Source organism: Dietzia sp. JS16-p6b, assembly GCF_003052165.1.
Lineage (GTDB): Bacteria > Actinomycetota > Actinomycetes > Mycobacteriales > Mycobacteriaceae > Dietzia.
In genome coordinates this window covers 545,737-568,257 of the sequence record NZ_CP024869.1, presented here as the reverse complement: position 1 = coordinate 568,257, position 22,521 = coordinate 545,737, and the positions used below count along the sequence as shown (strand labels likewise).

At 73.0% G+C, this 22,521-nt stretch carries 24 protein-coding genes and 1 pseudogene; 7 read left to right on the top strand and 18 right to left on the bottom strand.

Going from position 1 to position 22,521, the window contains the following annotated elements:
- Nucleotides 1-9 precede the first annotated feature (9 nt).
- From CT688_RS02565 to CT688_RS02555, 3 genes are all read right to left on the bottom strand, one after another.
- Complete coding sequence (locus tag CT688_RS02565; protein ID WP_107755641.1) at nucleotides 10-807, bottom strand: NRDE family protein; 798 nt, start codon at nucleotides 805-807, stop codon at nucleotides 10-12.
- A 103-nt stretch (nucleotides 808-910) separates the two neighbouring features.
- Nucleotides 911-1,498 (bottom strand): hypothetical protein, encoded by a 588-nt coding sequence (locus CT688_RS02560; RefSeq protein WP_197431463.1) that lies wholly within the window; start codon nucleotides 1,496-1,498, stop codon nucleotides 911-913.
- A gap of 89 nt (nucleotides 1,499-1,587) precedes the next feature.
- Entirely contained in the window at nucleotides 1,588-1,791 is a 204-nt protein-coding gene (locus tag CT688_RS02555) for a cold-shock protein (RefSeq protein ID WP_107755639.1), read from the bottom strand.
- Nucleotides 1,792-2,014: 223 nt separating this feature from the next.
- Here CT688_RS02555 and CT688_RS02550 point away from each other — a divergent pair, with 223 nt between their 5' ends.
- Nucleotides 2,015-4,351, top strand: a complete 2,337-nt coding sequence (locus CT688_RS02550) for a DEAD/DEAH box helicase (protein ID WP_107757955.1) — start codon at nucleotides 2,015-2,017, stop codon at nucleotides 4,349-4,351.
- Here the strand turns inward: CT688_RS02550 and CT688_RS02545 are convergent.
- The 7 genes from CT688_RS02545 to CT688_RS02515 all read right to left on the bottom strand — a co-directional run bounded on the left by CT688_RS02545 (nucleotide 4,346) and on the right by CT688_RS02515 (nucleotide 9,187).
- Nucleotides 4,346-4,741 carry an Rv3654c family TadE-like protein gene (locus CT688_RS02545; RefSeq protein ID WP_370446323.1) on the bottom strand — a complete coding sequence of 132 codons (396 nt, stop codon included), beginning with the start codon at nucleotides 4,739-4,741 and terminating at the stop codon, nucleotides 4,346-4,348. The two genes, CT688_RS02550 and CT688_RS02545, sit on opposite strands and share 6 nt — an antisense overlap.
- Entirely contained in the window at nucleotides 4,738-5,049 is a 312-nt protein-coding gene (locus tag CT688_RS02540; protein WP_107757953.1) for a TadE family type IV pilus minor pilin, read from the bottom strand. Before CT688_RS02540 ends, CT688_RS02545 begins: the two co-directional genes overlap by 4 nt.
- 47 nt (nucleotides 5,050-5,096) lie before the next feature.
- Entirely contained in the window at nucleotides 5,097-5,333 is a 237-nt protein-coding gene (locus CT688_RS02535; RefSeq protein ID WP_197431462.1) for a DUF4244 domain-containing protein, read from the bottom strand.
- 66 nt (nucleotides 5,334-5,399) lie between these two features.
- Nucleotides 5,400-6,092 (bottom strand): type II secretion system F family protein, encoded by a 693-nt coding sequence (locus CT688_RS02530; RefSeq protein ID WP_107755638.1) that lies wholly within the window; start codon nucleotides 6,090-6,092, stop codon nucleotides 5,400-5,402.
- A complete protein-coding gene (locus CT688_RS02525; protein ID WP_156607081.1) occupies nucleotides 6,089-6,964 on the bottom strand; it encodes a type II secretion system F family protein in 876 nt (291 codons plus the stop codon). The genes CT688_RS02530 and CT688_RS02525 overlap by 4 nt, the downstream gene beginning before the upstream one ends.
- Nucleotides 6,961-8,145, bottom strand: a complete 1,185-nt coding sequence (locus CT688_RS02520) for a TadA family conjugal transfer-associated ATPase (RefSeq protein WP_107755636.1) — start codon at nucleotides 8,143-8,145, stop codon at nucleotides 6,961-6,963. Before CT688_RS02520 ends, CT688_RS02525 begins: the two co-directional genes overlap by 4 nt.
- The gene (locus tag CT688_RS02515) at nucleotides 8,135-9,187 is read right to left on the bottom strand and encodes a chromosome partitioning protein (RefSeq protein ID WP_231750467.1); all 1,053 of its coding nucleotides are present in this window, start codon (nucleotides 9,185-9,187) and stop codon (nucleotides 8,135-8,137) included. The genes CT688_RS02520 and CT688_RS02515 overlap by 11 nt, the downstream gene beginning before the upstream one ends.
- Nucleotides 9,188-9,455: 268 nt before the next feature.
- Between CT688_RS02515 and CT688_RS02510 the strand changes: the two genes are divergently transcribed.
- Nucleotides 9,456-10,286, top strand: a complete 831-nt coding sequence (locus CT688_RS02510; protein WP_107755635.1) for an HAD family phosphatase — start codon at nucleotides 9,456-9,458, stop codon at nucleotides 10,284-10,286.
- Nucleotides 10,287-10,784: 498 nt separating this feature from the next.
- Here CT688_RS02510 and CT688_RS02505 read toward each other — a convergent pair.
- Nucleotides 10,785-11,542: pseudogene (locus CT688_RS02505) on the bottom strand (oxidoreductase).
- 121 nt (nucleotides 11,543-11,663) lie between these two features.
- Here CT688_RS02505 and CT688_RS02500 point away from each other — a divergent pair.
- From CT688_RS02500 to CT688_RS02485, 4 genes are all read left to right on the top strand, one after another.
- Nucleotides 11,664-12,392, top strand: a complete 729-nt coding sequence (locus CT688_RS02500; protein ID WP_159077976.1) for a PRC-barrel domain-containing protein — start codon at nucleotides 11,664-11,666, stop codon at nucleotides 12,390-12,392.
- Nucleotides 12,393-12,536: 144 nt separating this feature from the next.
- Complete coding sequence (gene acs, locus CT688_RS02495; protein ID WP_107755633.1) at nucleotides 12,537-14,504, top strand: acetate--CoA ligase; 1,968 nt, start codon at nucleotides 12,537-12,539, stop codon at nucleotides 14,502-14,504.
- A gap of 81 nt (nucleotides 14,505-14,585) precedes the next feature.
- On the top strand, nucleotides 14,586-15,101 hold the full coding sequence (locus CT688_RS02490) for a phage holin family protein (RefSeq protein ID WP_107755632.1): 516 nt from the start codon (nucleotides 14,586-14,588) through the stop codon (nucleotides 15,099-15,101).
- 146 nt (nucleotides 15,102-15,247) lie between these two features.
- Nucleotides 15,248-16,066 carry an alpha/beta fold hydrolase gene (locus CT688_RS02485; protein ID WP_107755631.1) on the top strand — a complete coding sequence of 273 codons (819 nt, stop codon included), beginning with the start codon at nucleotides 15,248-15,250 and terminating at the stop codon, nucleotides 16,064-16,066.
- Nucleotides 16,067-16,304: 238 nt separating this feature from the next.
- Here the strand turns inward: CT688_RS02485 and CT688_RS02480 are convergent, their stop codons facing one another.
- From CT688_RS02480 to nth, 4 genes are read right to left on the bottom strand one after another with little or no spacing between them, the layout of a single operon-like run.
- Nucleotides 16,305-17,501 (bottom strand): MarP family serine protease, encoded by a 1,197-nt coding sequence (locus tag CT688_RS02480; RefSeq protein WP_107755630.1) that lies wholly within the window; start codon nucleotides 17,499-17,501, stop codon nucleotides 16,305-16,307.
- Nucleotides 17,498-18,412, bottom strand: coding sequence for a CoA pyrophosphatase (locus CT688_RS02475; protein ID WP_228549518.1), 915 nt, complete (start codon nucleotides 18,410-18,412; stop codon nucleotides 17,498-17,500). The genes CT688_RS02480 and CT688_RS02475 overlap by 4 nt, the downstream gene beginning before the upstream one ends.
- Nucleotides 18,409-19,074 (bottom strand): thioredoxin family protein, encoded by a 666-nt coding sequence (locus tag CT688_RS02470; protein WP_107755629.1) that lies wholly within the window; start codon nucleotides 19,072-19,074, stop codon nucleotides 18,409-18,411. The genes CT688_RS02475 and CT688_RS02470 overlap by 4 nt, the downstream gene beginning before the upstream one ends.
- On the bottom strand, nucleotides 19,071-19,865 hold the full coding sequence (gene nth / locus CT688_RS02465) for an endonuclease III (RefSeq protein WP_197431461.1): 795 nt from the start codon (nucleotides 19,863-19,865) through the stop codon (nucleotides 19,071-19,073). The genes CT688_RS02470 and nth overlap by 4 nt, the downstream gene beginning before the upstream one ends.
- A 316-nt stretch (nucleotides 19,866-20,181) precedes the next feature.
- Here nth and CT688_RS02460 point away from each other — a divergent pair, with 316 nt between their 5' ends.
- A complete protein-coding gene (locus CT688_RS02460) occupies nucleotides 20,182-20,886 on the top strand; it encodes a Crp/Fnr family transcriptional regulator (protein WP_017838335.1) in 705 nt (234 codons plus the stop codon).
- A gap of 103 nt (nucleotides 20,887-20,989) precedes the next feature.
- Here the strand turns inward: CT688_RS02460 and CT688_RS02455 are convergent, their stop codons facing one another.
- From CT688_RS02455 to CT688_RS02445, 3 genes are read right to left on the bottom strand one after another with little or no spacing between them, the layout of a single operon-like run.
- Nucleotides 20,990-21,832 carry an MBL fold metallo-hydrolase gene (locus CT688_RS02455; RefSeq protein WP_107755628.1) on the bottom strand — a complete coding sequence of 281 codons (843 nt, stop codon included), beginning with the start codon at nucleotides 21,830-21,832 and terminating at the stop codon, nucleotides 20,990-20,992.
- A gap of 32 nt (nucleotides 21,833-21,864) precedes the next feature.
- Nucleotides 21,865-22,344: a RidA family protein gene (locus tag CT688_RS02450; protein WP_107755627.1), complete on the bottom strand. Its 480-nt coding sequence runs from the start codon at nucleotides 22,342-22,344 to the stop codon at nucleotides 21,865-21,867.
- Nucleotides 22,344-22,514 carry a hypothetical protein gene (locus CT688_RS02445; RefSeq protein WP_107755626.1) on the bottom strand — a complete coding sequence of 57 codons (171 nt, stop codon included), beginning with the start codon at nucleotides 22,512-22,514 and terminating at the stop codon, nucleotides 22,344-22,346. The genes CT688_RS02450 and CT688_RS02445 overlap by 1 nt, the downstream gene beginning before the upstream one ends.
- Nucleotides 22,515-22,521 lie beyond the last annotated feature (7 nt).

Below are 22,521 nucleotides of genomic sequence, written 5' to 3'. Positions count from 1 at the left end.
GCGCTCCACTCAGATCCTCGTGGTGACCGTCCCCGCGGCGCGTCCCCGGGAGTCCCAGGTGCGCTCGACCACATCAGCCGTGCCGTGCTCGTCGATCCGCACCGCCGTCGTCGACCGGGTCCCGTACCACCGGCCGATCCGGACGAACCGCGACGACAGGCGCCACTCATGCCAGAGCGGGACCCCCGTGCGCGGCAGGTGCCGGAGCGGTGCCTTGCGGTGATCGGCGAGCAGGTCGAGCAGGGGGCCCGACCAGTCCTGACCCGAGATCGTCCCGGACCCCATCAGCGCCGTGACGTCGCTCACCGCGCCGACGACCTTCGGCCACGGGGTGTCCAGCGCCGCGTTGGACAGTCCGTGGACCCCCGTGTCCAGCCGCAGCGGCCCCCGGCCGGAGCGGTTGGACGCCCACCACAACTCGTCGAGGTCGCCGGCCAGGAGGTTGACCGGACCGTACCGGCCCAGATCGTTGACGATGTGCCGGGCGAACCCGGTCGCGGGGACCGAACCGGTGAGCGCCCGGACCGGCAACTCCCCCCGGGAGGCGGTGGCCGGGGCCGCCGAGCCGCCCTCCCGGACGTTGGTGACCGCTGCCAGCCGCGCACCGGCGGCCAGCGAGAGCCACGTCCCGCCGGCCGTGACGTCGCGACCCGCGACGATGCCGCCGACCCCTTCCCTGTCGGGGGTCCATTCGTGCAGGGGTTCGGTGGGGCGGTCGTGGACCTCGTCCCGGTTGGCCACCAGCACCAGCGGATACCGGGGGTGGACCCGGTGGGCGATGACGAGCATGCACATGGCATCGAACACTTCACCACCGGGTTGCCGGGCGCAACACCGGGTCCCGCCGGCGCCCGGCTCCGGTGCCGTCTGCTCAGCCCGGCCACTCAGCCCGGCCACTCAGCCCGGCCACTCAGTCCGGCCACGCCCCCGGCGGCACCCCGGGGGGCGCGGCACCGAGTGCCTGGGCCAGCCGGGCGCGGGCGCGGGCGGTCCCGAGCCGCAGCAGGGGCCCGTCGCCCCGGGGGCCGACGTAGGTGGCGCGGATCCCGGCCCTGGCCAGCGCTTCCGCGAGTGCGGCCCGCCGAGGGGCGTGCTGCTCCACCCCGGGGTCGAGTCCCAGGTCGATCGCGCCGGCAGCGGTGATGCGGCCGGCGGTGAGGAACCAGACCCGGAGCGCCCCCGCCGACGGGGTCCACCCCTCGGGCACCGCGGCCACGGCACCCCGGCGCCAGCGTCGCACCACCGGGACGAGGACCGCGGTCCGCGCGGTCGACACGGTGCACCGGCCGTCCGGGCCCGCCGCCGAGCGGACGGGGTCGAGTCCGGCCTCCGTGAGTAGGGCGACGAGGGCGTCCGCACGCCACGCGGCGTCGAGGGCCACGGAGACCTGGGCGAGGGCCCCCGCGAGCGTGGACTGGCCACGGGCGGCGAGCGCGCCCTCGAGGTCGTTCGGCTCGGGGACGTGCTCGTCGGCGGCGAAGAACGACAACTGCGTCACGGGCCCGAGCCTACGGCCGGCCCCCGACACGCGGCGAGGCCCCCGACGCGCGTGCGTCGGGGGCCTCGTCGATCACGGACGGTGGCGCCTCAGATGGCGCGGACCTCCTGGGCCTGCGGGCCCTTCTGGCCCTCGCCGAGCTCGAACTCGACGCGCTGGTTCTCCTCGAGCGACTTGAAGCCCGTGCCCTCGATGGAGGAGTAGTGGACGAAGAGGTCGGCGGAACCGTCCTCCGGGGCGATGAACCCGTAGCCCTTCTCCGCGTTGAACCACTTGACGGTGCCCTGTGCCATGGTGATGCGTTCCTTTTCCGTACTGCCTGGTGTGCGTACTGCCTGGTTGTTGTACTGAGTGGTGCGACCCCCGCGATGTCCACGTGGGTCGGGTCACCAATCCGTCCACGAAGAGCCCGCGAGCGGGACCGACGACCGCGACAAGTACACCACGAGACCCGGCGCTGGTGAACTGGTCGCCGCCGGGTCCTCACCCGACCGGGTCGCCCTCTACCGTCGAGGGGTGACGACGTACGGACGCGAACTCCTGGGCCACCTGCTCGAGCACCTGCCGGCCGGGCCGTCACCCGTCACCCACACCGTCGACCTGCCCGCCCGCGAGGCCCGATATGCGGACTGGCCGGCGTGGGCCCACCCGGGGTTGGTCGACGAGCTGCGCGGTCGGGGTGTCGACCGGCCCTGGGCCCACCAGGTGGCCACCGCCGAACACGCGCACGCGGGCCGGAACGTCGTGGTGGCCACCGGCACCGCGTCCGGCAAGTCGCTCGGCTATCAGCTGCCCGCGCTCAGCGCGCTCGCCGCGGACCGGGGGTCCTGCGTGCTGTACCTGTCCCCCACCAAGGCCCTGGGCCAGGACCAGCTGTCGTCGGTCGTGTCGCTGGTGGACGCCGTGCCAGGACTCGCCCACGTGACCCCCGCGTCCTACGACGGGGACACCCCGACCGACGCCCGACCGTGGATCCGCGAGAACTCCCGCTGGATCGTCACCAACCCGGACATGCTCCACCTGTCGGTCCTCGGCCGTTCCCGACAGTGGACGCGCGTCCTGCGGGGGCTCCGCTTCGTCGTGGTCGACGAATGTCACTCCTACCGGGGCGTGTTCGGGTCCAACGTCGCCCTGATCCTGCGGCGGCTCGATCGGCTCGCCCGGGCCCTGGGGGCCGACCCGACGTTCATCCTGGCCTCCGCCACCACCTCGGACGCCGGCCCGGCCGCCAGCACTCTCGTCGGCCGCCCCTGCGTCGAGGTGACCGACGACGCCTCACCCCAGGGGGGCCGGACCGTCGCACTGTGGGAGCCTCCGCTCATGGACGGGCTCTCCGGGGAGAACGGGGCCCCCGTGCGGCGGCCGGCGCCCGTCGAGGCGTCCACCCTCATGGCCGGACTGGTGGCCGAGGGCGCGCGGACCCTGACCTTCGTCCGCTCCCGGGCGGGCGCCGAGACCACGGCGCTGCGGGCGCGAGAACGTCTGATCTCCGACCACGGTGAGCGGGGTCGGGAGCTGGCCGGGCGGATCGCCGCGTATCGCGCCGGGTACCTGGCCGAGGACCGACGACGACTCGAGCGCGGTCTGGCCGAGGGGGACCTGGTGGGTGTGGCCTCGACCTCCGCGCTCGAACTGGGGGTGGACATCTCCGGACTCGACGCCGTGGTGAGCGCCGGGTTCCCGGGGACCATCGCCTCCTTCTGGCAGCAGGCGGGCCGGGCCGGCCGACGCGGGCAGGGCGCGCTTGTGGTCCTGGTGGCCCGCGACGACCCGCTGGACACCTATCTCGTCCACCATCCCGAGGCTTTGCTGGGCAGGCCGGTGGAGGCCACCGTCACCGACCCCCGCAACCCGGTCCTGCTGGCCGGGCAGCTCCGGTGCGCGGTGAGCGAGAGACCCATGACGCACGAGGAGGCCCGCGCGTGGGGCGCCACCGGGGTCCTGGAGGAGCTGGCCGCGAGGGGACTGGTCCGGCGCCGGCCCGTGGGGTGGTACCCCGCGGCGGACGACCACACCCCGCACACGGAGGTCGACATCCGCGGGACCGGCGGGGCCGAGGTGGTGATCGTCGACGCCGTCGACGGCCGGATGCTCGGGACCATCGACTCGGTCCGGGCCCGGTCGCAGGTCCATCCGGGGGCGCTGTACCTGCACCAGGGTGAGTCCTTCGTGGTGGACGAGCTGAACCTGGACGACGGGCTCGCGCTGTGCCGGCCGGAGGAACCCGAGTGGACCACCTCGGCCCGGGAGCAGGTGTCGATCGACCTGATCGAGACGCTGGAATCGGTCTCCGCCGGTCCGGTGACGCTGTCGTACGCCGATGTCGAGGTGACCGCCCGCGTGACCGGCTACCAGCGGCGCCTGCGCGGCGGGGAGATCCTCGACGTGACGCCGCTGGACCTGCCCGAGACCGTCCTGGCCACCCGGGCGGTGGTCTACACCCTGACCCCGCAACTGCTGCGGGTAGCGGGACTGGAGGAGGCCGACTGGCCGGGCGCGCTGCACGCCGCCGAGCACGCGGCCATCGGCCTGCTCCCTCTGGTCGCCACCTGCGACCGGTGGGACATCGGCGGCGTCTCCACGGCCCTGCACCCCGACACGGGCCTGCCGACGGTGTTCGTCTACGACGGCTACGCGGGCGGCGCGGGCTTCGCCGAACGCGGCTACCGGCGCGCCGCTTCGTGGCTCCGGGCGACCCTGGATGCCATCCGCTCGTGCGAGTGCGAGACCGGCTGCCCCTCCTGCATCCAGTCCCCCAAGTGCGGGAGCGGTAACGACCCGCTCTCCAAACCCGGCGCGATCGCGCTGTTGACGGAGGTCGTGGGGCAGCTGGCGGAGGCCGTAGGCTCATAGCGGCCCCGCGCGGGCCACCGCCGACGCCGCCCACACCCCCAACACCCCGAGTTCGACGCGGGCCTCGGCCCGGACCACCACGTCATACCCGTCGACCGTGCACCCGGCCACGACGGCCCGGTTGGCGGTGGCCACCCCGGCCGCGGCCGAGCAGGGGTCCTCCGAGACGCGGAGCGCGTGGGCCCCGGCGAGGGCGGCCAGGTCCGCCGCCGACCGGGCGGAGTGCGCGGCCACCGCCGCCCGCCCCACGAGCAGCACCGCCACGGTGAGGGCCAGGACCGCGGCCGCCGCGAACGCGGTCACGACGCTCATGTACCCGTCGTCGTCACCCCGGCCGGCACCGAGCCGCCCCACGTCCCGCCCGCCGCCACGACAACCCGGCTCCGTCACCCGGCCACCCCGGGTTCGGCCCGTGCCACCGCACGGCCCGTGAGCACGACCCCCGGCAGCCCCCGGGCCGGGACGCTGACCTGCGCCGTCACACTCCTCCCCTCGTGGTCGACCGACACCTCGGCTCCCGGCGCCGCCGCCTGACCGGCCACGACCCCTTCTTGCGCACCCGACATGGACGCCACCCGGGCGGCTTCCCGCGCGGCGTCCACGACCCGGATCTGGGTGAGCGCCGCGGCGGTCCCGGAGGCGGCCACGGCCAGGACAACGACGAGCGAGGCGATCCCCAGCGCCGCCTCGACGGTCACCGAGCCCCGGTCCGCGTCCGCGACTCCGCGCCGCGCCCGCCGCGCCCTCACACCGAGGTGTTGAGTGCGCGCTCGATGATCCCGCCCAGGGCGTCGGGTATCGAATCGCCGCTCACGACCATGTACAGCACGGCGCCGAAGGCCGCGGCGGCGATGGTGCCCACGGCGTACTCCACCGTGGACATCCCGGCGTCGGGCGCGGTCGCCACGGCGAACCGACGCGACAGGGCGCCGCGTGCGCGTCGGAGGGTGGAGGTGATCCGGGAGGTGGTGTGGATGGTCATCGTGCGTCTCCTTCTTGGTGACCGGGGCGGCGTGTCCACCCCGGAATCGGTGAGCGGGGCGCCGGTTCACGGCAGGACCCCCGGCAGCATCCCGTCGGCCAGACCCACGACGACGGGCAGGACTCCCAGGCAGACGAACGCCGGGAGGAAGCACAGCCCGAGCGGACCGGCCACGAGGACGGCAGCGCGTTCGGCGCGGGCGGTGGCGGCGGCGTCGGCGTCCGAGCGCATGCGACCCGCCGCGTGGTCGAGCGCGGCGCGGACGGACCCACCGCCGTCGGTGGCGCGGGCGAGCACCGACGCCACGGGGGCGAGGCGGTCCGCTCCGGGGACCTCGCGCCACGCCTGGGCGGGGGTCGCTCCGAGACGCACGCGCGCCGCGGCGGCGTGGAGGGGCCCCGCCACGTCCGGGTCGATGGGGGCGACCGCGTCCCCGACGGCGCCCAGCGCCAGGTGGGTGGGCAGTCCGGCGAGCAGCGCCACCGCGAGCAGGTCGAGCATCCGCGCGAGGGACCCGGTGTCCGCGGGTCCGGTGCGTCCCCGCCGGACACGATCGAGGGCCGGGGACAGCACGCCCAGCCGCGGGAACAGCCACGACCGACGTGGGAGGGGACCTCCGACAACACCCGCATCAGAGTCGGCAGCCGCGGCGGAGCCGACGGTGGAGCCCTCGGCGAGGTCACGCAGCCGCTCTGTGGCGGCGCTGCGCCACGGAGCGACGCACACGGCGGCGGCGATCAGCAGGAGCGCCGCGGTCATCGTGACGCCCCGTCCACGATCCGCTCCGTCCACATCAGACCCGTCGCCAGGAAGCCGACGCCGATCAGGCACAGCGCGCCGCCGATCGGGCCCCCGAACAGCACCCCGAGGGGGTCGGCGCCGAAACCCGACCCCAGCAGCACGCCGAACCCGGGCAGTCCGGTGAGGATCACCGCGGTGGCGCGGGGCCCGGCGAGCGCGGCGTCCACGCGCACGGCCCGCTCGCGCCTCGAGGCCACGTCCGCCCGGAGTCCGTCCACCACCTCCGCCAGCACCACCCCGTGGCGGGTGGCCAGGAGCCACGCACCGGCCAGCTCGCCCGCCACGCAGTCAGCTCCCCGGCCACCTGCCGCTGACGCACCCACCACGTCCGCCACCGCCCCACCCGCCTGCGGCGTGGCCGCCGCGTGCAGCGTGGTGACGACGTCCCCGCCCAGCCGGGCATGGGAGGCGGCGCCGCTGAGAACCTCCGCGACGCCCGGGTCCCCGGCGAACGCACCCTCCGCGGCGCGGCGCAGCGCCTCCTCCGGGCCCGCGCCGGCCCGCAGGGCGGACGAGGCGTCGTCGAGCGCGCGCTCCCAGGAGCCGAGGCGCGTGAGCCCCGCTCGGCGTGCGCCCGCGCGTCTGCGGAGCTCGGACACCACGGCCCCGAGCAGGGCTGCCGCGCACCCGTGGAGCGGCCCGGCCACGACCACACCCACGAGACCCGCGGCCACGGGGACGACCACCTTGGTCGGCACCCTGTCCAGGACGGCGGGCAGGCCACGCCGCCGGGCTGCGGCCGCACCATACATGTGTCGGAGTCGCGTCCGGGCCACACCGTCCGGCCATGCGATCAGGGCTCCGGCCAGCAGTACCATCGCCGCCGTCACCTGACGGCCCCCGCGATCAGGGCGTCGAAGACCGGTCGACCGGGAGTCTCTGCCCCATCGGCGCGCCAGGCGGGGTCCACCACGATCCCCTGTGCGTCCCGCCGGACCACTCCCATGGAGTCCACAACCCGCCGCCCGTCGGGCAGTCGCCGCATCCCCACCACCACCCTGAGCGAGGCGGCGACCTGCGCGGACAGCGCCGCGCGGTCGAGCCCGCCGAGGGCTCCGAGTGCCTCGAGTCGTGCCGGGAGTTCCGTGGGTGAATTCGCGTGGACGGTGCCGGCGCTCCCGTCGTGCCCGGTGTTGAGCGCGGCGAGCAGGTCTGCCACCTCGCCGCCCCGCACCTCGCCCACCGCGATCCGGTCGGGGCGCATCCGCAGCGCCTGCCGGACCAGATCGGACATGGCAACCCCGCCCGCGCCCTCGACATTGCCGTGCCGCACCACCAACCGGACGACGTGCGGATGGGCGGGTCGCAGTTCCGGGGAGTCCTCGACGCACAGCAGCCGTTCGCCCGGCGGCACCAGGCCGAGCAGTGCGGCCAGGAGCGTCGTCTTGCCCGAGCCTGTCCCGCCCACCACCAGGTACCCGATCCGGGCCGCGACCAGCGCGCGGAGCAGTTGCTCGGCCTGCGGCGGCACCGTCCCGGACTCGACGAGCCGGTCGAAGGTGGCCTGCGCGGGTCGCGAGACCCGCAGTGACAGGCAGGTCCCGTCCACCGCGACCGGGGGCAGGACCGCGTGCAGCCGCCACGCCATCCCGTCCCGGGACCGCACGACCCCGTCCGCCCAGGGCCGGGCGTCGTCGAGCCGCTGGCCGGCACGTCCCGCCAACCGCACCGCGAGGGCCCGCAACTCCGGCTCGGTGGCCACCACCACGTCGGTCTCCTCCAGCCCCCGCCCGCGGTCCACGAGCGCCGGACCAGGCCCGTCCACCACGACGTCGGTGACCCCGGGGCTCGCGAGGAGCGCCTCGAGCGGCCCGGCGCCGGCGAGGTGCTCGCGGACCAGGCGCGCGGTCCGCAGCAGGTCCAGGTGGCCGTGGAGGGCGTCGGACTCGGCCCGGACGGCGCGCACCACCTCGTCGGGGTCCGGCTCCACCCCGAGGCCGGCCAATCGGGCGCGGACCCGGTCCACCAGGTCGCCGGGGATCGAGGCCGTACCGGATCCCTCACCGCCCACCGGTGAGCACCTCCCCCAGGAGGGCGTCCGCGACCGCTCCGAGCCTCCGCAGCGGCCAACGCGACCTGAGCGCTCCGGTCTCGAGCGCCCCGCCGAGGGCACCGTTGCCGGCCAGACGGCGCACGGACCGGACCTCCGGCAGGACGTGCCACCGGGCGACCCCCGCCGCGTCGGCGACATCCGCCGGTTCCAGCGGGTCCCCACGGTGCGCGCGGATCACCAGGGTGACGCCGGCGAGGTCGTGGGTGATCCGACCGGCCGCGACGGCACCCTGGAAGTCCGCCCTGGTCACCACGACGACGAGATCCGCGCGCGCGAGCACCGGGTCGCCTGCCGCGAACCCGCCCACATCGCAGACCACCAGTCCGCCCGCCGACCGGTGTGCCGACACCGCGCCGAGGGCGCCGTCGGAGGCCGACCTCGCCACCGGGGCCTCATCTCGGTCCCTCGACCGGGCCAGCACCCGGCACCCCGTCACGATCTCGGGTGCGGCGCCCCACAGGGCGTCCGGGTCGGGACCGCCCAACTCGGCGCGCACGTCCTCGATTCGCAGTCCCGGTTCGGACTCCACCCCCAGGACCAGGTCGATCCCGGTGCCCCGCGGGTCCGCCTCCACCAGGAGGGTCCGGCCGAAGTCGGCCGCGCGGACGGCGATCGCGGCCGCCAGGGTGCTGACGCCGCATCCCCCCACCGCTCCCACCACGGCCACGAGCGATCCGCGAGCCGAGGCGACCGGGGCCAGGAGCGCCCCGACGAGATCCGCGGTCCCGGAGGGTAGGCGGACCACCTCGTCGTCGTCAGGGGCGTCCTCGGTTCCCACCCGCACCACACGAGCCCCGCCGGGCCGCGGATCGGCGTGGTGCCGGTCCGTCACCACCACGTCCGCGGTGTCGACATCCCGGGAGGCGGGGTCGAGGGCCAGCGCGGCGAGCACCGCCCGGACGTCGGCGTCCAGATCCGGGTCGGCCACATCAACGGCGACGGTCCTGCCCGCCGGGTGGTCGGGGACGGCGTCGCGCGGTGGGCGGGGGCTCTGGGTCACGGCCACAGCGTCGCGCACACGACCGTCGGCACCCCCGGCCCGGAGGGTCATCCGGGGGCGGGCTGTGGAGAGACCGTGGATGTGGAAAACCGGCGGAGGTGGAACGACCGCCCCGAAACAGAGAGAAACCGCGGCAGGGGGGCGCCGCGGTTTCTCGGAGTCCCGATTCGTAGGGGGGACGAATCGAGCACCTGTAGGGGGATGCTCTTTCGAGCGTGATCAGTATCACTTATCCACGCCTCGAGCACAAGAACCGTATCGTGGAGGCGTGTCCGCCCCACGCCTCAAGGGCCCTCGGTCGTCGCACCGACCTCGCCGGATCGCCGCGTTCTTCGACCTCGATAAGACGATCATCGCCACCTCGTCGGTGTTCGCGTTCAACAAATCGTTCCTCGACGAAGGCCTGCTGTCGCGCCGATCGGTGATCGACCTGGCGTACACCCAGCTCGCCTTCAGCCTCTCCGATGCCGACGACGAGCAGATGCAGAAGGTCCGCCAGGCCATGGCGACGGCCACCAAGGGTTGGGAGCCCGAGAAGGTCGAGCGGATCGTCACCGAGGCCCTCACGGAGAAGGTCACCCCCACCGTCTACTCGGAGGCCCAGGAACTCCTCGCCGAGCACCGGGCGCTCGGCCACGACCTCGTGATCGTGTCCGCCTCCGGGGAGGAACTGGTGGCACCGATCGCGCGGATGCTCGGCGTGGACCACTACGCCGGGACGCGCATGAGCCGCGACGCCGACGGGCGGTACGGCGGATCCATAGAGTTCTACTGCCAGGGGCCGGGCAAGGCCGAGGCCATCCGGGGTTTCTCCCAGCGCTACGGCTACGACCTTGAGGCCTCGTACGCCTACTCCGACTCCGCCACCGACCTCCCGATGCTCGAGGAAGTGGGACACCCCACGGTCATCAACCCGGACCGGACCCTGCGCCGTGAGGCCCTGGAGCGCGGGTGGCCCATCCTCACCTTCTCCAGCCCCACCCCGTTGCTGCCGACGCTGGAACGCGCGTCCGGGCCGATCATCGGCGTCGGGGCGATCGCACTCGCGGTGGGCGCCGCGACGGTGTCGTTCGCGCGGTCCGCGCGCCGGGGCGCCTGACCCCGATACCGCGGGGGGAGGTTCGTCCGGGACGCACCGACCCGCACGGCCCCTCCCGGGCTCGGGGCACAACACTTCATCGTCCGCCGCCGGTGGGGACGGAGGCGATGGCGGGAATCACCGGTAACTCCCCGGGTTCCTTGTGGGATCCCACCATCGCCGGGACCCCAGCCCGCGCGGCATGCTCAAGGCACGGTGACGCACGACGCCAGGACCGCGACGGAGGAGAAGTCACGGTTCCCCGTCCGAGGCACCGTCATCGATACTCCGGAACCCACGCGACGGATGACGCCCGAGAGGCAACCCAGCCGTGGGTCCGCGCCAGCCGTCACCGACGGTTGTCCCGGACCGGCGACACGGCGGACCACAGGACGCCTGGTACCCGGATCCCTCGATGGAACCGCAGCGAGTGGGCGGGTCGGCACGACTGCCGGCCCGCCATTCGCGCGCCGTGGGGCCGCACGCGGTGACGTACCGGTCATCCGTCCTGCGTGACGGTCAGCTCCCGGCGGCGTCGGCGATCGAGGTGGCCTCGCGAGCACCGGCCTCGAGAGCTCTACAGCAGTGGAGAATCCATGATCCGACACCCTCGCCGGTACCGGAGACGAAGCCCTCCAGGGCCGATCGATGCCCGGCGGGATCCCGGTAGAACGTCACCTCGGGCACGCCGAGACAATGTGGGTCTAGGCCGGTGGACACGGTCACCAACCGGAACGCCGCCCGCGCCACCACACCGTCAGCGGACCCGAACGGCCGCATGCCGGACAGTTCGCCCAGGACCACTGACGCCAGGACCGGGGCGGGCACCGACGTCCCGCCCGTCACCAACTCCGCCAGCCCCTGCAACCGCTCGGCCACCCCCGATCCGCCCGGGGACGACCGAGGGACGCCATACCCACCCCGGGGCCGGACGCGGCCAGCAGATGCAGGTGCGCCAGCTCCTGCAGGGGCGACCGGGTCCACACCGACACGGCCCGGTCGAGCGATTCGCCCGTCAGCTCGCCGGCCACCCGCAGAGCGCCGGAGAGCACCTCGTCGTGGTCACCGTCGGCGTCCAGTCGCACCGAGGCACCCTCCACCCCGGCTGACGCCCGCGCACCGCGCAGCACCGACTCCGCCGCCGTGGTGGGCCAGCCCCGACGGTTTGCCGGATGCCGGTGGACGCTCGCGAGCGCACCACGGGCCGCCTCGGACGCCTCGGCGACGCCGGGCAGGGAGACCAGCGGGGCGAGGGGATCCTGGGCGCGTGTGTTCACGCGGACGAGGTTACCGACCCGTGCGCGGCCGTCGCCCCGCGCGCCGCAATCCGCCGACACAAGCGTCCAACGGCCGGTTCCACCGCTGTCTGGCTGGTGTAATCAGCAGTCAACAGGGGAGTTGCAGTCCCCGACCCCGGCCGACGACCCCCGCCTCGTCCGCAACCCCGACCCCGCCCCCACCTCGACCCCCGGAGATCCCGTGACCCTCAAAGACCAGCTCGACGCCCTGCTCGACGCGACGGCATTCGATTCGACGGGGGCCAAGATCGGCGCGGTCCGCCAGGTGTACGTGGACGACGCCAGCGGCAAGATCACCTTCGCGACCGTGTCGACCGGCATCTTCTCCTCGGACGCCATCGTCCCCCTCCACGGCGCGCGGCTCCTCGACGACGAACTGCACGTGGACCACACCCGTGCCGTCATCCGGGACTCCCCCCGCCCTGACCACACCGAGGACGCCCTCACCCCCGAACAGGAGGTCAGGCTCCTGGAGTACTACGGGATAGATGCCCCGACCCGGGAGCGCGAGACCGCCCCGGCGACGACGGAGAAGTCCGCGGCGACGGCGCCGGCCGGCGCGGCGGCCGACGGGAAGGCGAAGAACAGCGAGGCGACCACGCCGAAGGCGCCCGGCAACGCGCCCGACAAGACGCCCGACGATTCCGCGACCACGACCGAGGACTCCCGGGACGCGCGACAGTCGACGGGAACGACGACGGCGTCACCGGGATCCCCCGCAGGCGGAGGCCGGTCCGACGCCGAGACTCCCGCCCAACAGAAGGGCGACACCACCCCTGATGACGGCGGCGAGGCCGTCGAATCCCCAGGCCGCGAACGGAAGTCCTGACCCCCACTCCCCCCGCGCCCCCCTATCGGGTGTGTTGCGAAACACGGTCGTGCGTATGTGACTACGCTCACAGAAACCGGTTCGGTCGCTTCCGCCGTGTCGATTCCGGCCGCCGTGAACACACATCCCGAGAGAGAGCCGCTGATGACCGATCACGACCACACCCAGACCTACGCACCCGACCCCGCCTTCACCGCCCAGGCCAACGCGCAGGCCGACCTCTACGACGTCGCAGCCGCTGACAGACTCGCGTTCTGGGACGAGCAGGCACGGCGCCTGGACTGGTCCACGGAGTGGTCCGAGGTGCTCGACTGGTCCGACGCACCGGTCGCCAAGTGGTTCGTCGGCGGCAAGCTCAACGTGGCCCACAACTGCGTGGACCGTCACGTCGAGGCCGGCAACGGCGACCGGGTGGCCATCCACTGGATCGGCGAGCCGGAGGATGACGCCCGCGACATCACCTACGCCGAACTCAAGGACGAGGTCAGCCGCGCGGCCAACTACCTCAGCTCCCTCGGGCTCGTGGCCGGCGACCGGGTGGCGATCTACATGCCGCTCCTGCCCGAGGTCTACATCGCGATGCTGGCCTGCGCCCGCCTCGGGCTCACCCACTCCGTGGTGTTCGCCGGCTTCTCCCCCAACGCGCTCCGCCAGCGCATCGACGACGCGGAGGCGAAGGTCGTCATCACCGCCGACGGCCAGTTCCGTCGCGGTAAGCCCGCGCCGCTCAAGGCCGGGGTCGACGACGCGCTCTCCGGAAACGGGGTCGACGCCGAGGGGACCGCCGAATCGGTGCAGACCGTCCTCGTGGTCCGTCGGACCGGGCTCGACGTGGAGTGGACCGAGGGCCGGGACGCGTGGTGGGACGAGGTGGTCCCGCAGCAGTCCACCGAGCACACGCCCGAGGCCTTCGACTCCGAGCATCCCCTGTTCCTGCTCTACACCTCGGGGACCACGGGAAAGCCCAAGGGGATCGTCCACACCTCCGGCGGCTACCTCACCCAGGCGTCGTACACCCACCACAACGTGTTCGACCACAAGCCCGGCCAGGACGTCTACTGGTGCACCGCGGACGTCGGCTGGGTCACCGGGCACACCTACGGCGTGTACGCCCCGCTCTCGAACGGTGCCGAGTGCATCGTCTACGAGGGCACCCCCAACTCACCGGACGAGCACCGCCACTTCCAGATCATCGAGAAGTACGGCGTCACCATCTACTACTCGGCACCCACCCTCGTGCGGACCTTCATGAAGTGGGGCGCCGAGATCCCGGCCGCCCATGACCTGACCTCGATCCGCCTGCTCGGCTCCGTGGGTGAGCCCATCAACCCGGAGGCGTGGCGCTGGTACCGCGACAACCTCGGCGGCGGCACCGCCCCCATCGTGGACACGTGGTGGCAGACGGAGACCGGTGCGATCATGATCTCCCCGTTGCCGGGCGTGACCGAGACCAAGCCCGGATCGGCCATGCGGCCGCTGCCCGGCATCTCCGTGTCCATCGTGGACAACGAGGCCAAGGAGGTCGCCGCGGAGGAACAGGGCTTCTTGGTGCTCACCGAGCCGTGGCCGTCCATGCTCCGCGGCATCTGGGGCGACATGGAGCGCTACCGGGACACCTACTGGTCCCGGTTCGCCGAGGAGGGGTACTACTTCGCCGGTGACGGCGCCAAGTGGGACTCCGACGGCGCACTGTGGGTGCTGGGGCGCGTCGACGACGTGATGAACATCTCCGGCCACCGCATCTCCACCTCCGAGGTGGAGTCCGCCCTCGTCGGGCACCGCGCGGTCGCCGAGGCGGCAGTGGTGGGCGCCAACGACGAGACCACCGGCCAGGCGATCGTCGCGTACGTGATCCTGCGCGGCAACGTCGACGCCGAGGAGGACCGCCAGAAGCTCATCGACGAGCTGCGCGCCGAGGTGTCGCGGGAGATCTCCCCGATCGCCAAGCCCCGCGACATCACGATCGTGCCCGAACTGCCCAAGACGCGCTCCGGGAAGATCATGCGGCGTCTGCTAAAGGACATGGCGGAGGGCCGCGACGGCGGGGACACCTCGACCCTGTCCGATCCGACCATCATGGAGCAGATCAGGGAGAAGGGCACGCGCGGCTGACCGGGTAGCGGGTGAAGGCGGCCACGTGTCGTGGCACGATGGACGACGGTGCATCCGTCGCCTGACTATGGAGGAACAACCGTGAGCCACGCCCAGGGAACCCACTCGCCGACCGAGGCATCGATCCCCCTGCACGACGCGGACTCGATCGGTCGGGGCGACGCCAGCATCGGAACCCTGGTCAAGAACGCCACCACGCAGGTGTCCACGCTCGTCCGCGCGGAGATCGAGCTCGCCAAGACCGAGGTCACCGAGCAGGTCAAGAGGGCCGCCACCGGGTCGGGCTTCTTCGTCGCGGCGCTCGTGCTTCTGCTGATGTCGTTCTTCCCGTTCGTCTTCATGTGGGCCAAGCTCATCTCCCTGTGGTTCGGCACCCAGTCCTGGGACTGGATCGGATTCCTCATCGTCTTCGTGGTGCTGGTGCTGTTGGCGGCGGTCTGCGCCCTGCTCGGCTACCGCAAGGTCAAGAAGATCCGTAAGCCCCAGCGCACCATCGACTCGGTGTCCGACCTCAAGCTGGCCATGCCCACGGGCACCCAGCCGCGGCCCGGGACGGTGCGGGTCACCGAGACCCCCCAGCCCGCCACGCGCAGCTGAATACTCCCGCACACCGGCCGCCCGACCCGTCGATCGTCAGGATCGACGGGTCGTGGCGGCATCGTGACGTCTCGGCCAACGGCATCCGTCTGCACGTCGCCGAGGCCCTTCCGGCCGACACCGTCCCCGGAGAACTCCCGCCACTGGTGGTGTTGATCCACGGCCTGGGCGGGATCTGGTGGACCATGCGCAAACCCCTCGTGGCGCTGGCCGAGGCCGGATTCCACGCCGTCGCGGTGGACCTGCGGGGCCACGGGGACTCCGACAAACCACCGCGCGGGTACGACGGATGGACCCTGGCCTCGGACATCACGCACCTCATCCGCGCGCTCGGGCACACCTCCGCGGTGATCGTGGGACAGGGCGAGGGCGGATTCGTGGCCTGGACGGCGGCATACCACCGGCCTCGTGCGGTGCGGGGCCTCGTCGTCGTCGGTTCTCCGCACCCCCTGGCCACCCGCCACGCCGCGATCCGCGATCGCGCCCAACGCCGTGCCCTGGTGCCCCGTCTTCTCGCAGACCAGGCTCCCCGGCTCCCCGAACGCCGCCTCACCACCGACGGCGCGGCGTCGGTGGAGGCGATGCTCCGGGACCGTTCCGCGCCGGCGTGGCAGGACACCGACGACTTCCGCGAGACCGCGGCGCTGCTCCGGCAGGCCATGCTCATCCCCAAGGCCGCCCACCTGTCCCTGGAGTCGCGCCGCTGGATGGTCCGCAGCCAGCTCCGCCCGGACGGACGCGATTTCCGCCGCACGGTCTCGGGTGTCCTCGACCAGCCGGTATTGGGGATCAGCGGCGAGGAGGACCGGTTCATCCGCCCGTCGACGGTCCGGGCGTCAGCGGCGTGGGCCAGGGACTTCCGTACGGAAATGGTCGCGGAGTCCGGGCACTACCCGGCGATGGAGCAGCCTCGGGCCACGTCCCGGCTGATCGTGGACTTCGCGCGCCGCGCGAGCGGGCTCTGACGGGCCGGTCCTCCCTTCTCCGGCCGGATCCCGCCAACGCGGACCCGTGCCGCCCCCTCCCTCGGCCTACGCGCCCCCTCTGCTCGGTGATCGCCGGGGTACGCGGCGACAATGGACCATTCCCGCCGCGCAAGTCGGGAGAGCCGCGCAAGTCGGGCGTGGCGGGGCGGTCCGGGCGGGTCGGACGGGCGGGGGGCGCTGACGCCCGCGGACCGCGGGCCCACGGCGGGGTCTGCGCTCAGCGGGCCCCGACGCAGCTGCCGGTGGGGACGGGCTCCAACGAGTCCACCCCGCGCTCGAGCTGCGGCAGCACCTGCTCGACCGTGAGCGCGTACCCGGTGTCGGCGGCGTCCATCGCCGCACCGAAGACCACGCCCACGACCTGCCCCGCCGGCGTGATCAGCGGCCCCCCGGAATTGCCCTCGCGCACCGAGCCACGCAGGATGTACACCTCGCGCTCGACGGTCGCCTCACGGTAGATGTCCGGACCACGCAGGGTCACCCTCTCCCGGATGCGTGCGGCGTCCGGCCGGTAGGGGCCGTTACCGGGGTAGCCCACCACGATGGCGTCGTCGCCGCTGCGGCCCTGCCGGTCGGCGAAGGGCAGGACCGGGGCCTGGAGACCCGATACGCGCAGGACCGCCACGTCGACGCCCGGGTCATAGACCACCACGTCCGCGTCGAGTTCCCGGTCTCCGGCGACGACCCTCACCGAGTCCGTACCGGCCACCACGTGCGCGTTGGTCATGACCAGTCCGGGGGAGGCCACGAAGCCGGAGCCCTCCAGGGCGCGACTGCACGACTCGGCGCGGCCCAGGATCTTGAGCACGGACGGCTGCACCGCGGCCACGACCTCGGAGCCCGCGAGCACGGGATCGGGCGGGGGCACCTCCTGGAGCGGAGTCGTGCCGAAGGGGCCGAGGATGTCGGGGAACCCGGTGGTGCCGAGAACCGACGTGAACGCCGCAGGGATCCGCTGCATCTGCTCGGGCGCCACGTCGTCGATCTTCGCCAGCACCGACGACCCGCGTACCGCCTTGCCCAGTCCCGGGCCCTCCTGCGCGGCCACCGGGATGGCGACCAACCACGCCACCAGCAGCATCGCCGCGGCCTGGAACACGGCTCCGACGGTGCTGTCGAGCACCCTGGCCCCCGCCCCGGAGATGTAGCGCCGGGCGGCACGACCGATCGTCACGCCGGCGATCTGGCCGATGAGCACCATCACCGCGATCACGGCCAGCCCCGCCGCGAGCCGTCCGACGGGGGAATCGAGTTCCCTGACCAGATGAGGGGCCACGAGCAGGCCGGAGGTGGCGCCGATCGCCACCCCGAGCAGTGCGAAACCGGACGCCGCCGCCCCGTTGATCCATCCCGAGATCGCGGCCGCCGCGGCGAGCGCGTACAGCGCGATGTCGAGCCACTGCGAGCCCGTCACCGGTACCCCCTCCGGGGTTCGTCGGCGGGCAGGTCGAGCGGTTCCTCGTCCTCATCGTCGGTGAGGCCTGACCGGGCGCCGGGCACCCCGGCGACCGTCCTGTCCGCCAGCGGATCGGAGGACTCGCGTCGCGCCTCCTCCGCCGACAGCCAGGGCCGCTCCCCGTTCGCGGAGGCCGACAGGGTCTGCTCGAGATCACGCACGTCATCGGTGTCCCAGTCCAGGTCCCAGCCCGCGGAATGGAACATCGCGGCCAGGATCCCGGCGGTGAACCCCCACACCACCAGGTCCTCGTGCTGGAACGCGGGGCCCGTCCACCCGGTCGAGTGCCGCAGCAGGAAGCGATTGGCGGGGTCGAGCAACTCCCCCACCGGCACCGTCATCACCCTCGCGGTCTCGGCCGGATCCACCGACGAGACCTCCATCGGCTCCCGCCAATAGGCCAGCACCGGGGCGACGGAGTAGTTGGAGACGGGGATGTACAACTCGGGCAGCACCGCGAGCACGTCCACACCGTCGCTCTCCAGTCCCGTCTCCTCCCACGCCTCGCGCAGGGCCGCCTCGACCGGCCCGCTGTCCGTGTCGTCGACCCCGCCACCGGGGAACGAGATCTGCCCGGAGTGGCTGCGGAGGGTCGGTGCGCGGTGCGTGAGCAGCACGCGGGCATCCTCCGGGGGACGCGGGCCGGGGGCGTGCGCCGACCCCGAGAACAGCACCAGCACCGCGGCGTGGCGGTGCGGGCGGCCGACCTCGTTGGGGCCACCGTCCTCGGGCGGGCGCCGCCGGGGCAGCAGCCCGTCGAAGCTGCCGTCGGTGCAGGCCGCCATGAGCGGATCCATCCACCCGGGGTGCGGCACTCCGGTCACGTCACCGGGGCGGGGCACGGAGGCGTCCCGCGCGGAACCGGTCATGCGGTGACCCCCAGGTGCTCTTCGACGGCGTCGAGCACGTCCTGCTCGGTGTCCATCGGTTGGATGAGGACGTGCGCCACGGTCCCGTCGGCGCGGACGAAGACCGTCAGCGGGAGGACGGGAGGTGCCCCCAGCAGCGTCGGCAGTTCCTCCTCCTGATCGGAGACGGAGATGAGTTCCTCGATCCCGAGCGCGGCCAGGGTGTCGAACCCCTTGGTCTCGGACGGGTCGGTGTGGGACAACACCACGCGGACCCGGTCCCCGAGCGTGGCCTGCGCGTCCCGGATGGCCGGCAGTTCCCTGCGGCACGGCTCGCACCAGTAGGCCCACATGTTCACCACCATGGGGCGGTCCGCCTGGATCTTGCCGAGGGTGGTGGTGCTGCCGTCGTCCATGCAGCGCACCATGAACCCGGCGACGGGGCCGGTGGTCGTGGCGGGCGTGGCGCTGTCGCGACAGGCGGGGAGGTCCGCGGTCGCGCGGGTCCGGTCGTCGACGACCGTCCGCGGCTCGTCGAGCGGGGGCGCGCCGACGGGGGGCGCGGCGGGGGCCGACGCCGCGGATCCGGGTCCCTCGTCGCCGCCGAGGGTGGAGACCAGTGCCACGACGACGCCGACCAGCGCCACCAGCGCCACCAGCGACCACCTCGCCGAGGCACTCACGCCTGATCCCCCAGTCCGACCATCTCCAACAGGTGCGATCGCTCGGGCCCCACCACGAGGCGGGCGGCGGCCACCGGGTCGAGCGGGCCGACCTCGCCGGCGGACGGGCAGTCCGAGGCCAGGGCACACGCACCGCAGGCCGCCGTCCTCGCGTGACAGACCCGGCGACCGTGGAAGATGATCCGGTGGCTGGCGTCGGTCCAGGTGGGCCGGGGCAGCAGCGCGGCCACCTCGCGCTCGATGCGCACCGGATCGGTGGCCTCTGTCCACTTCCACCGGGCGACCAGACGCATGAAGTGGGTGTCCACCGTCAGTCCGGGCACACCGAACGCGTTGCCGAGCACCACGTTGGCCGTCTTCCGTCCGAATCCGGGGAGGGTGACCAGGTCCTCGAGCCGCCGCGGAACCTCGCCGTCGAACTTCTCCACCAGCGCCGCACCCAGCCCCTGGATACTCCGCGCCTTGTTGCGGTAGAAGCCGGTCGGTCGGATCAGTGTCTCCAGTTCCTCACGGTCCGCGCCCGCGTAGTCGGCCGCGGTCCGATACCGGGCGAACAGCGCCGGCGTGACCTCGTTGACGCGCTTGTCCGTGCACTGCGCGGACAGGATCGTCGCGACGCTCAGCTCGAGCGGGTTCCGGAAATCCAGCTCGCAGTAGACGTGGGGGAACGCGTCCTCCAGGGTGCGGAGCATGCGCCGGGCGCGGCGGGTGCGCCCGAGGTCGGTTTCCACCCCCCTCGCGGCCACCCCTCGTCTGCGGCGCTTCACGGAAGCTGGAGCGGGGTCGGGCATGCGTCCACATTACGGCCCGGGCCACCTGCGGGTGAGCCGGCCGCACGTGCGCGTCGGCCCGCGGGGGTGTTTACTCGGGGGCATGCAGGGAATCCTCGTCGTCCTGGTCCCGGTCCTCCTCGCCGGGTTCGCCCTCTTGATGGACCGGTTCGAGGCCTCCATTCTGGCCGAGCCGGAGCAGATCGAGAACTGACCCACCCCGGTCGCCGCGGGTTGGTCACACCGGGGGCACCGGAACGGCTACAGTGGCTCTCGCCACACGCACGCCATGGCGCGGACCTCGCTCGTCCTCGCCCGAACGGGAGGGTCACGGACTGTGACGATAGATCGCCGCACGGACCAGTCGGCCGACGACGTACTCACCCGGGCCGGCATCTTCCAGGGTGTCGAGCCCGCGGCCATCTCGGCGCTGCGTGCCGACCTGACCCGCGAGGAGTACTCGAAGGGTGATGTGATCATCCGCGAGGGCGAGCAGGGCGACAGCCTCTACATCGTCACGTCGGGCAAGGTGAAGCTCTCCCGCAAGGCCCCGGACGGTCGCGAGAACCTGCTGTCCATCCTCGGCCCCTCGGACATGTTCGGTGAGCTGTCGATCTTCGACCCGGGCCCGCGCACCTCGTCCGCGGTCTGCGTCACCGACGTCTCCGTGCAGTCCATGGACCGCTCGGCCCTCAAGCGGTGGATCTCCGAGCGGCCCGAGATCTCCGATCAGCTGCTGAGGGTGCTCGCCCGCCGTCTGCGCCGCACCAACAACAACCTCGCCGACCTCATCTTCACCGATGTGCCCGGTCGCGTGGCCAAGGCGCTGCTGCAGCTGGCCCAGCGCTTCGGCACCCAGGAGGGCGGCAACATCCGCGTGACGCACGACCTCACGCAGGAGGAGATCGCCCAGCTCGTCGGCGCCTCCCGCGAGACGGTCAACAAGGCCCTGGCCGAGTTCGCACACCGGGGTTGGCTGCGCCTCGAAGGCAAGAGCGTCATCATCTCCGACACCGAGCGCCTGGCCCGGCGCGCCCGCTGAGGCCCGCCGAGCCGCCCCGGCCCATCGACAAGAGCGTTCCGCACACCTCCCTCGAGAAGGGGTGCGGAACGCTCTTGTCGTAGGGCGGGCCGGGTCGGCCGGTCTAACCGGACCGATCCAGATAGCGCAGGGCCACGAGGGTGGACTGCTCGGCCACTTTGAGCAGGAACGGAGAGACATCCCGGTAGATGTGCTGCGTGATGACCTCGGCGGACGCATCGGGTCCCAGCACGTCCCGGGCTGCCGCGATCTGCTCTAGCCGGTCCCGCCGGTGACGGGCCAGCACCTGGGCGGCGCGAGCGGTATCGGCCACATCCGGACCGTGGCCGGGGATGCCCACCACGCCGTCGGCGCGGGCGGACAGCTGGTCGAGGCTCTGTAGGTAGTCCCCCAGATCGCCGTCGGTGGAGTCCAGAACGGTCGAGTCGCGACCCAGGATCGTGTCGCCGAGCACCACACAGTCCGCGCGCGCGGTGAACCCGGCACCCGCCGGACGCACCTCGAGACTGATCGAGTCCGCAGTGTGCCCGGGAGTGGCCAGCACGGTGAGGTCCAGCCCGGCGGCGTGGATCACCTCGTCGTCGTCGCCCCCCGTCACCAACGGCGCCGCATCCCGGCAGTACACCGGTCCGACCGCCCGGACCGGCGCGCCGGTCAGCGCCCGGAGGTCGTCGATCCCGCCGGTGTGGTCCCCGTGTCGATGGGTGATGACGACGAGCTCGATCTCGCCCACGATCGCGGCGATCCGCTCAGCGTGCGCGCGATTCTCCGGCCCGGGGTCCACCACCACGGCGGTGCGCGATCCGGGGGCCCGCAGCACCACCGTGTTGGTCCCCTCGAAGGTCATCTCCGAGGGGTTGTCGCAGAGGATCACCCCGGCCAGGTCCGTGACGGGGCGCAGGGTCTCGTACGCCGGGAACGTGATCGGGGCCAGGCCGCCGGTCATCGGCATTCTCCGTCCCGGGCCACCGTCCGGCCCTATCCCTCGACCTCGACGATGAGCTCGACCTCGACGGGCGCGTCGAGCGGCAGCTCGGAGACCCCGACCGCGGAGCGGGCGTGGACGCCGGCGTCCCCGAACACCTCACCCAGCAGATCCGAGGCGCCGTTGACCACCGCGGGCTGGGCGTTGAAGCCCGGGGCCGACGCGACGAAGCCGACGACCTTGACGATCCGCACCACCGAGTCGATGCCCACCAGGCCGTCCACGGCGGCGAGTGCGTTGAGGGCACAGGTCCGGGCGAGATCAGCCGCCGTCTCCGGGGACACCGCGGCACCGACCTTGCCGGTCGCGGCGAGAGCGCCGTCGATCATCGGCAGCTGACCGGAGGTGTAGACGTAGGCGCCCGTCCGCACGGCGGGCGCGTAGTTGGCGAGCGGGGGGACGACGGTCGGCAGGTCGATCCCCAGCTGCTCGAGCTTGCGGGTCCAGTACCCGCCGCCCTCGCCCTCCGGCATCAGAGCCGACGCTTGAGGTAGGCGACGTGCTGCTCACCGGTGGGGCCGGGCAGGACGGAGACCAGCTCCCAGCCGTCACCGCCCCACTGGTCGAGGATCTGCTTGGTGGCGTGGGTGAGCAGCGGGACCGTCACGTACTCGAACCGGGCTGCGGGGGTGGATTCGCTCATGCCCCCA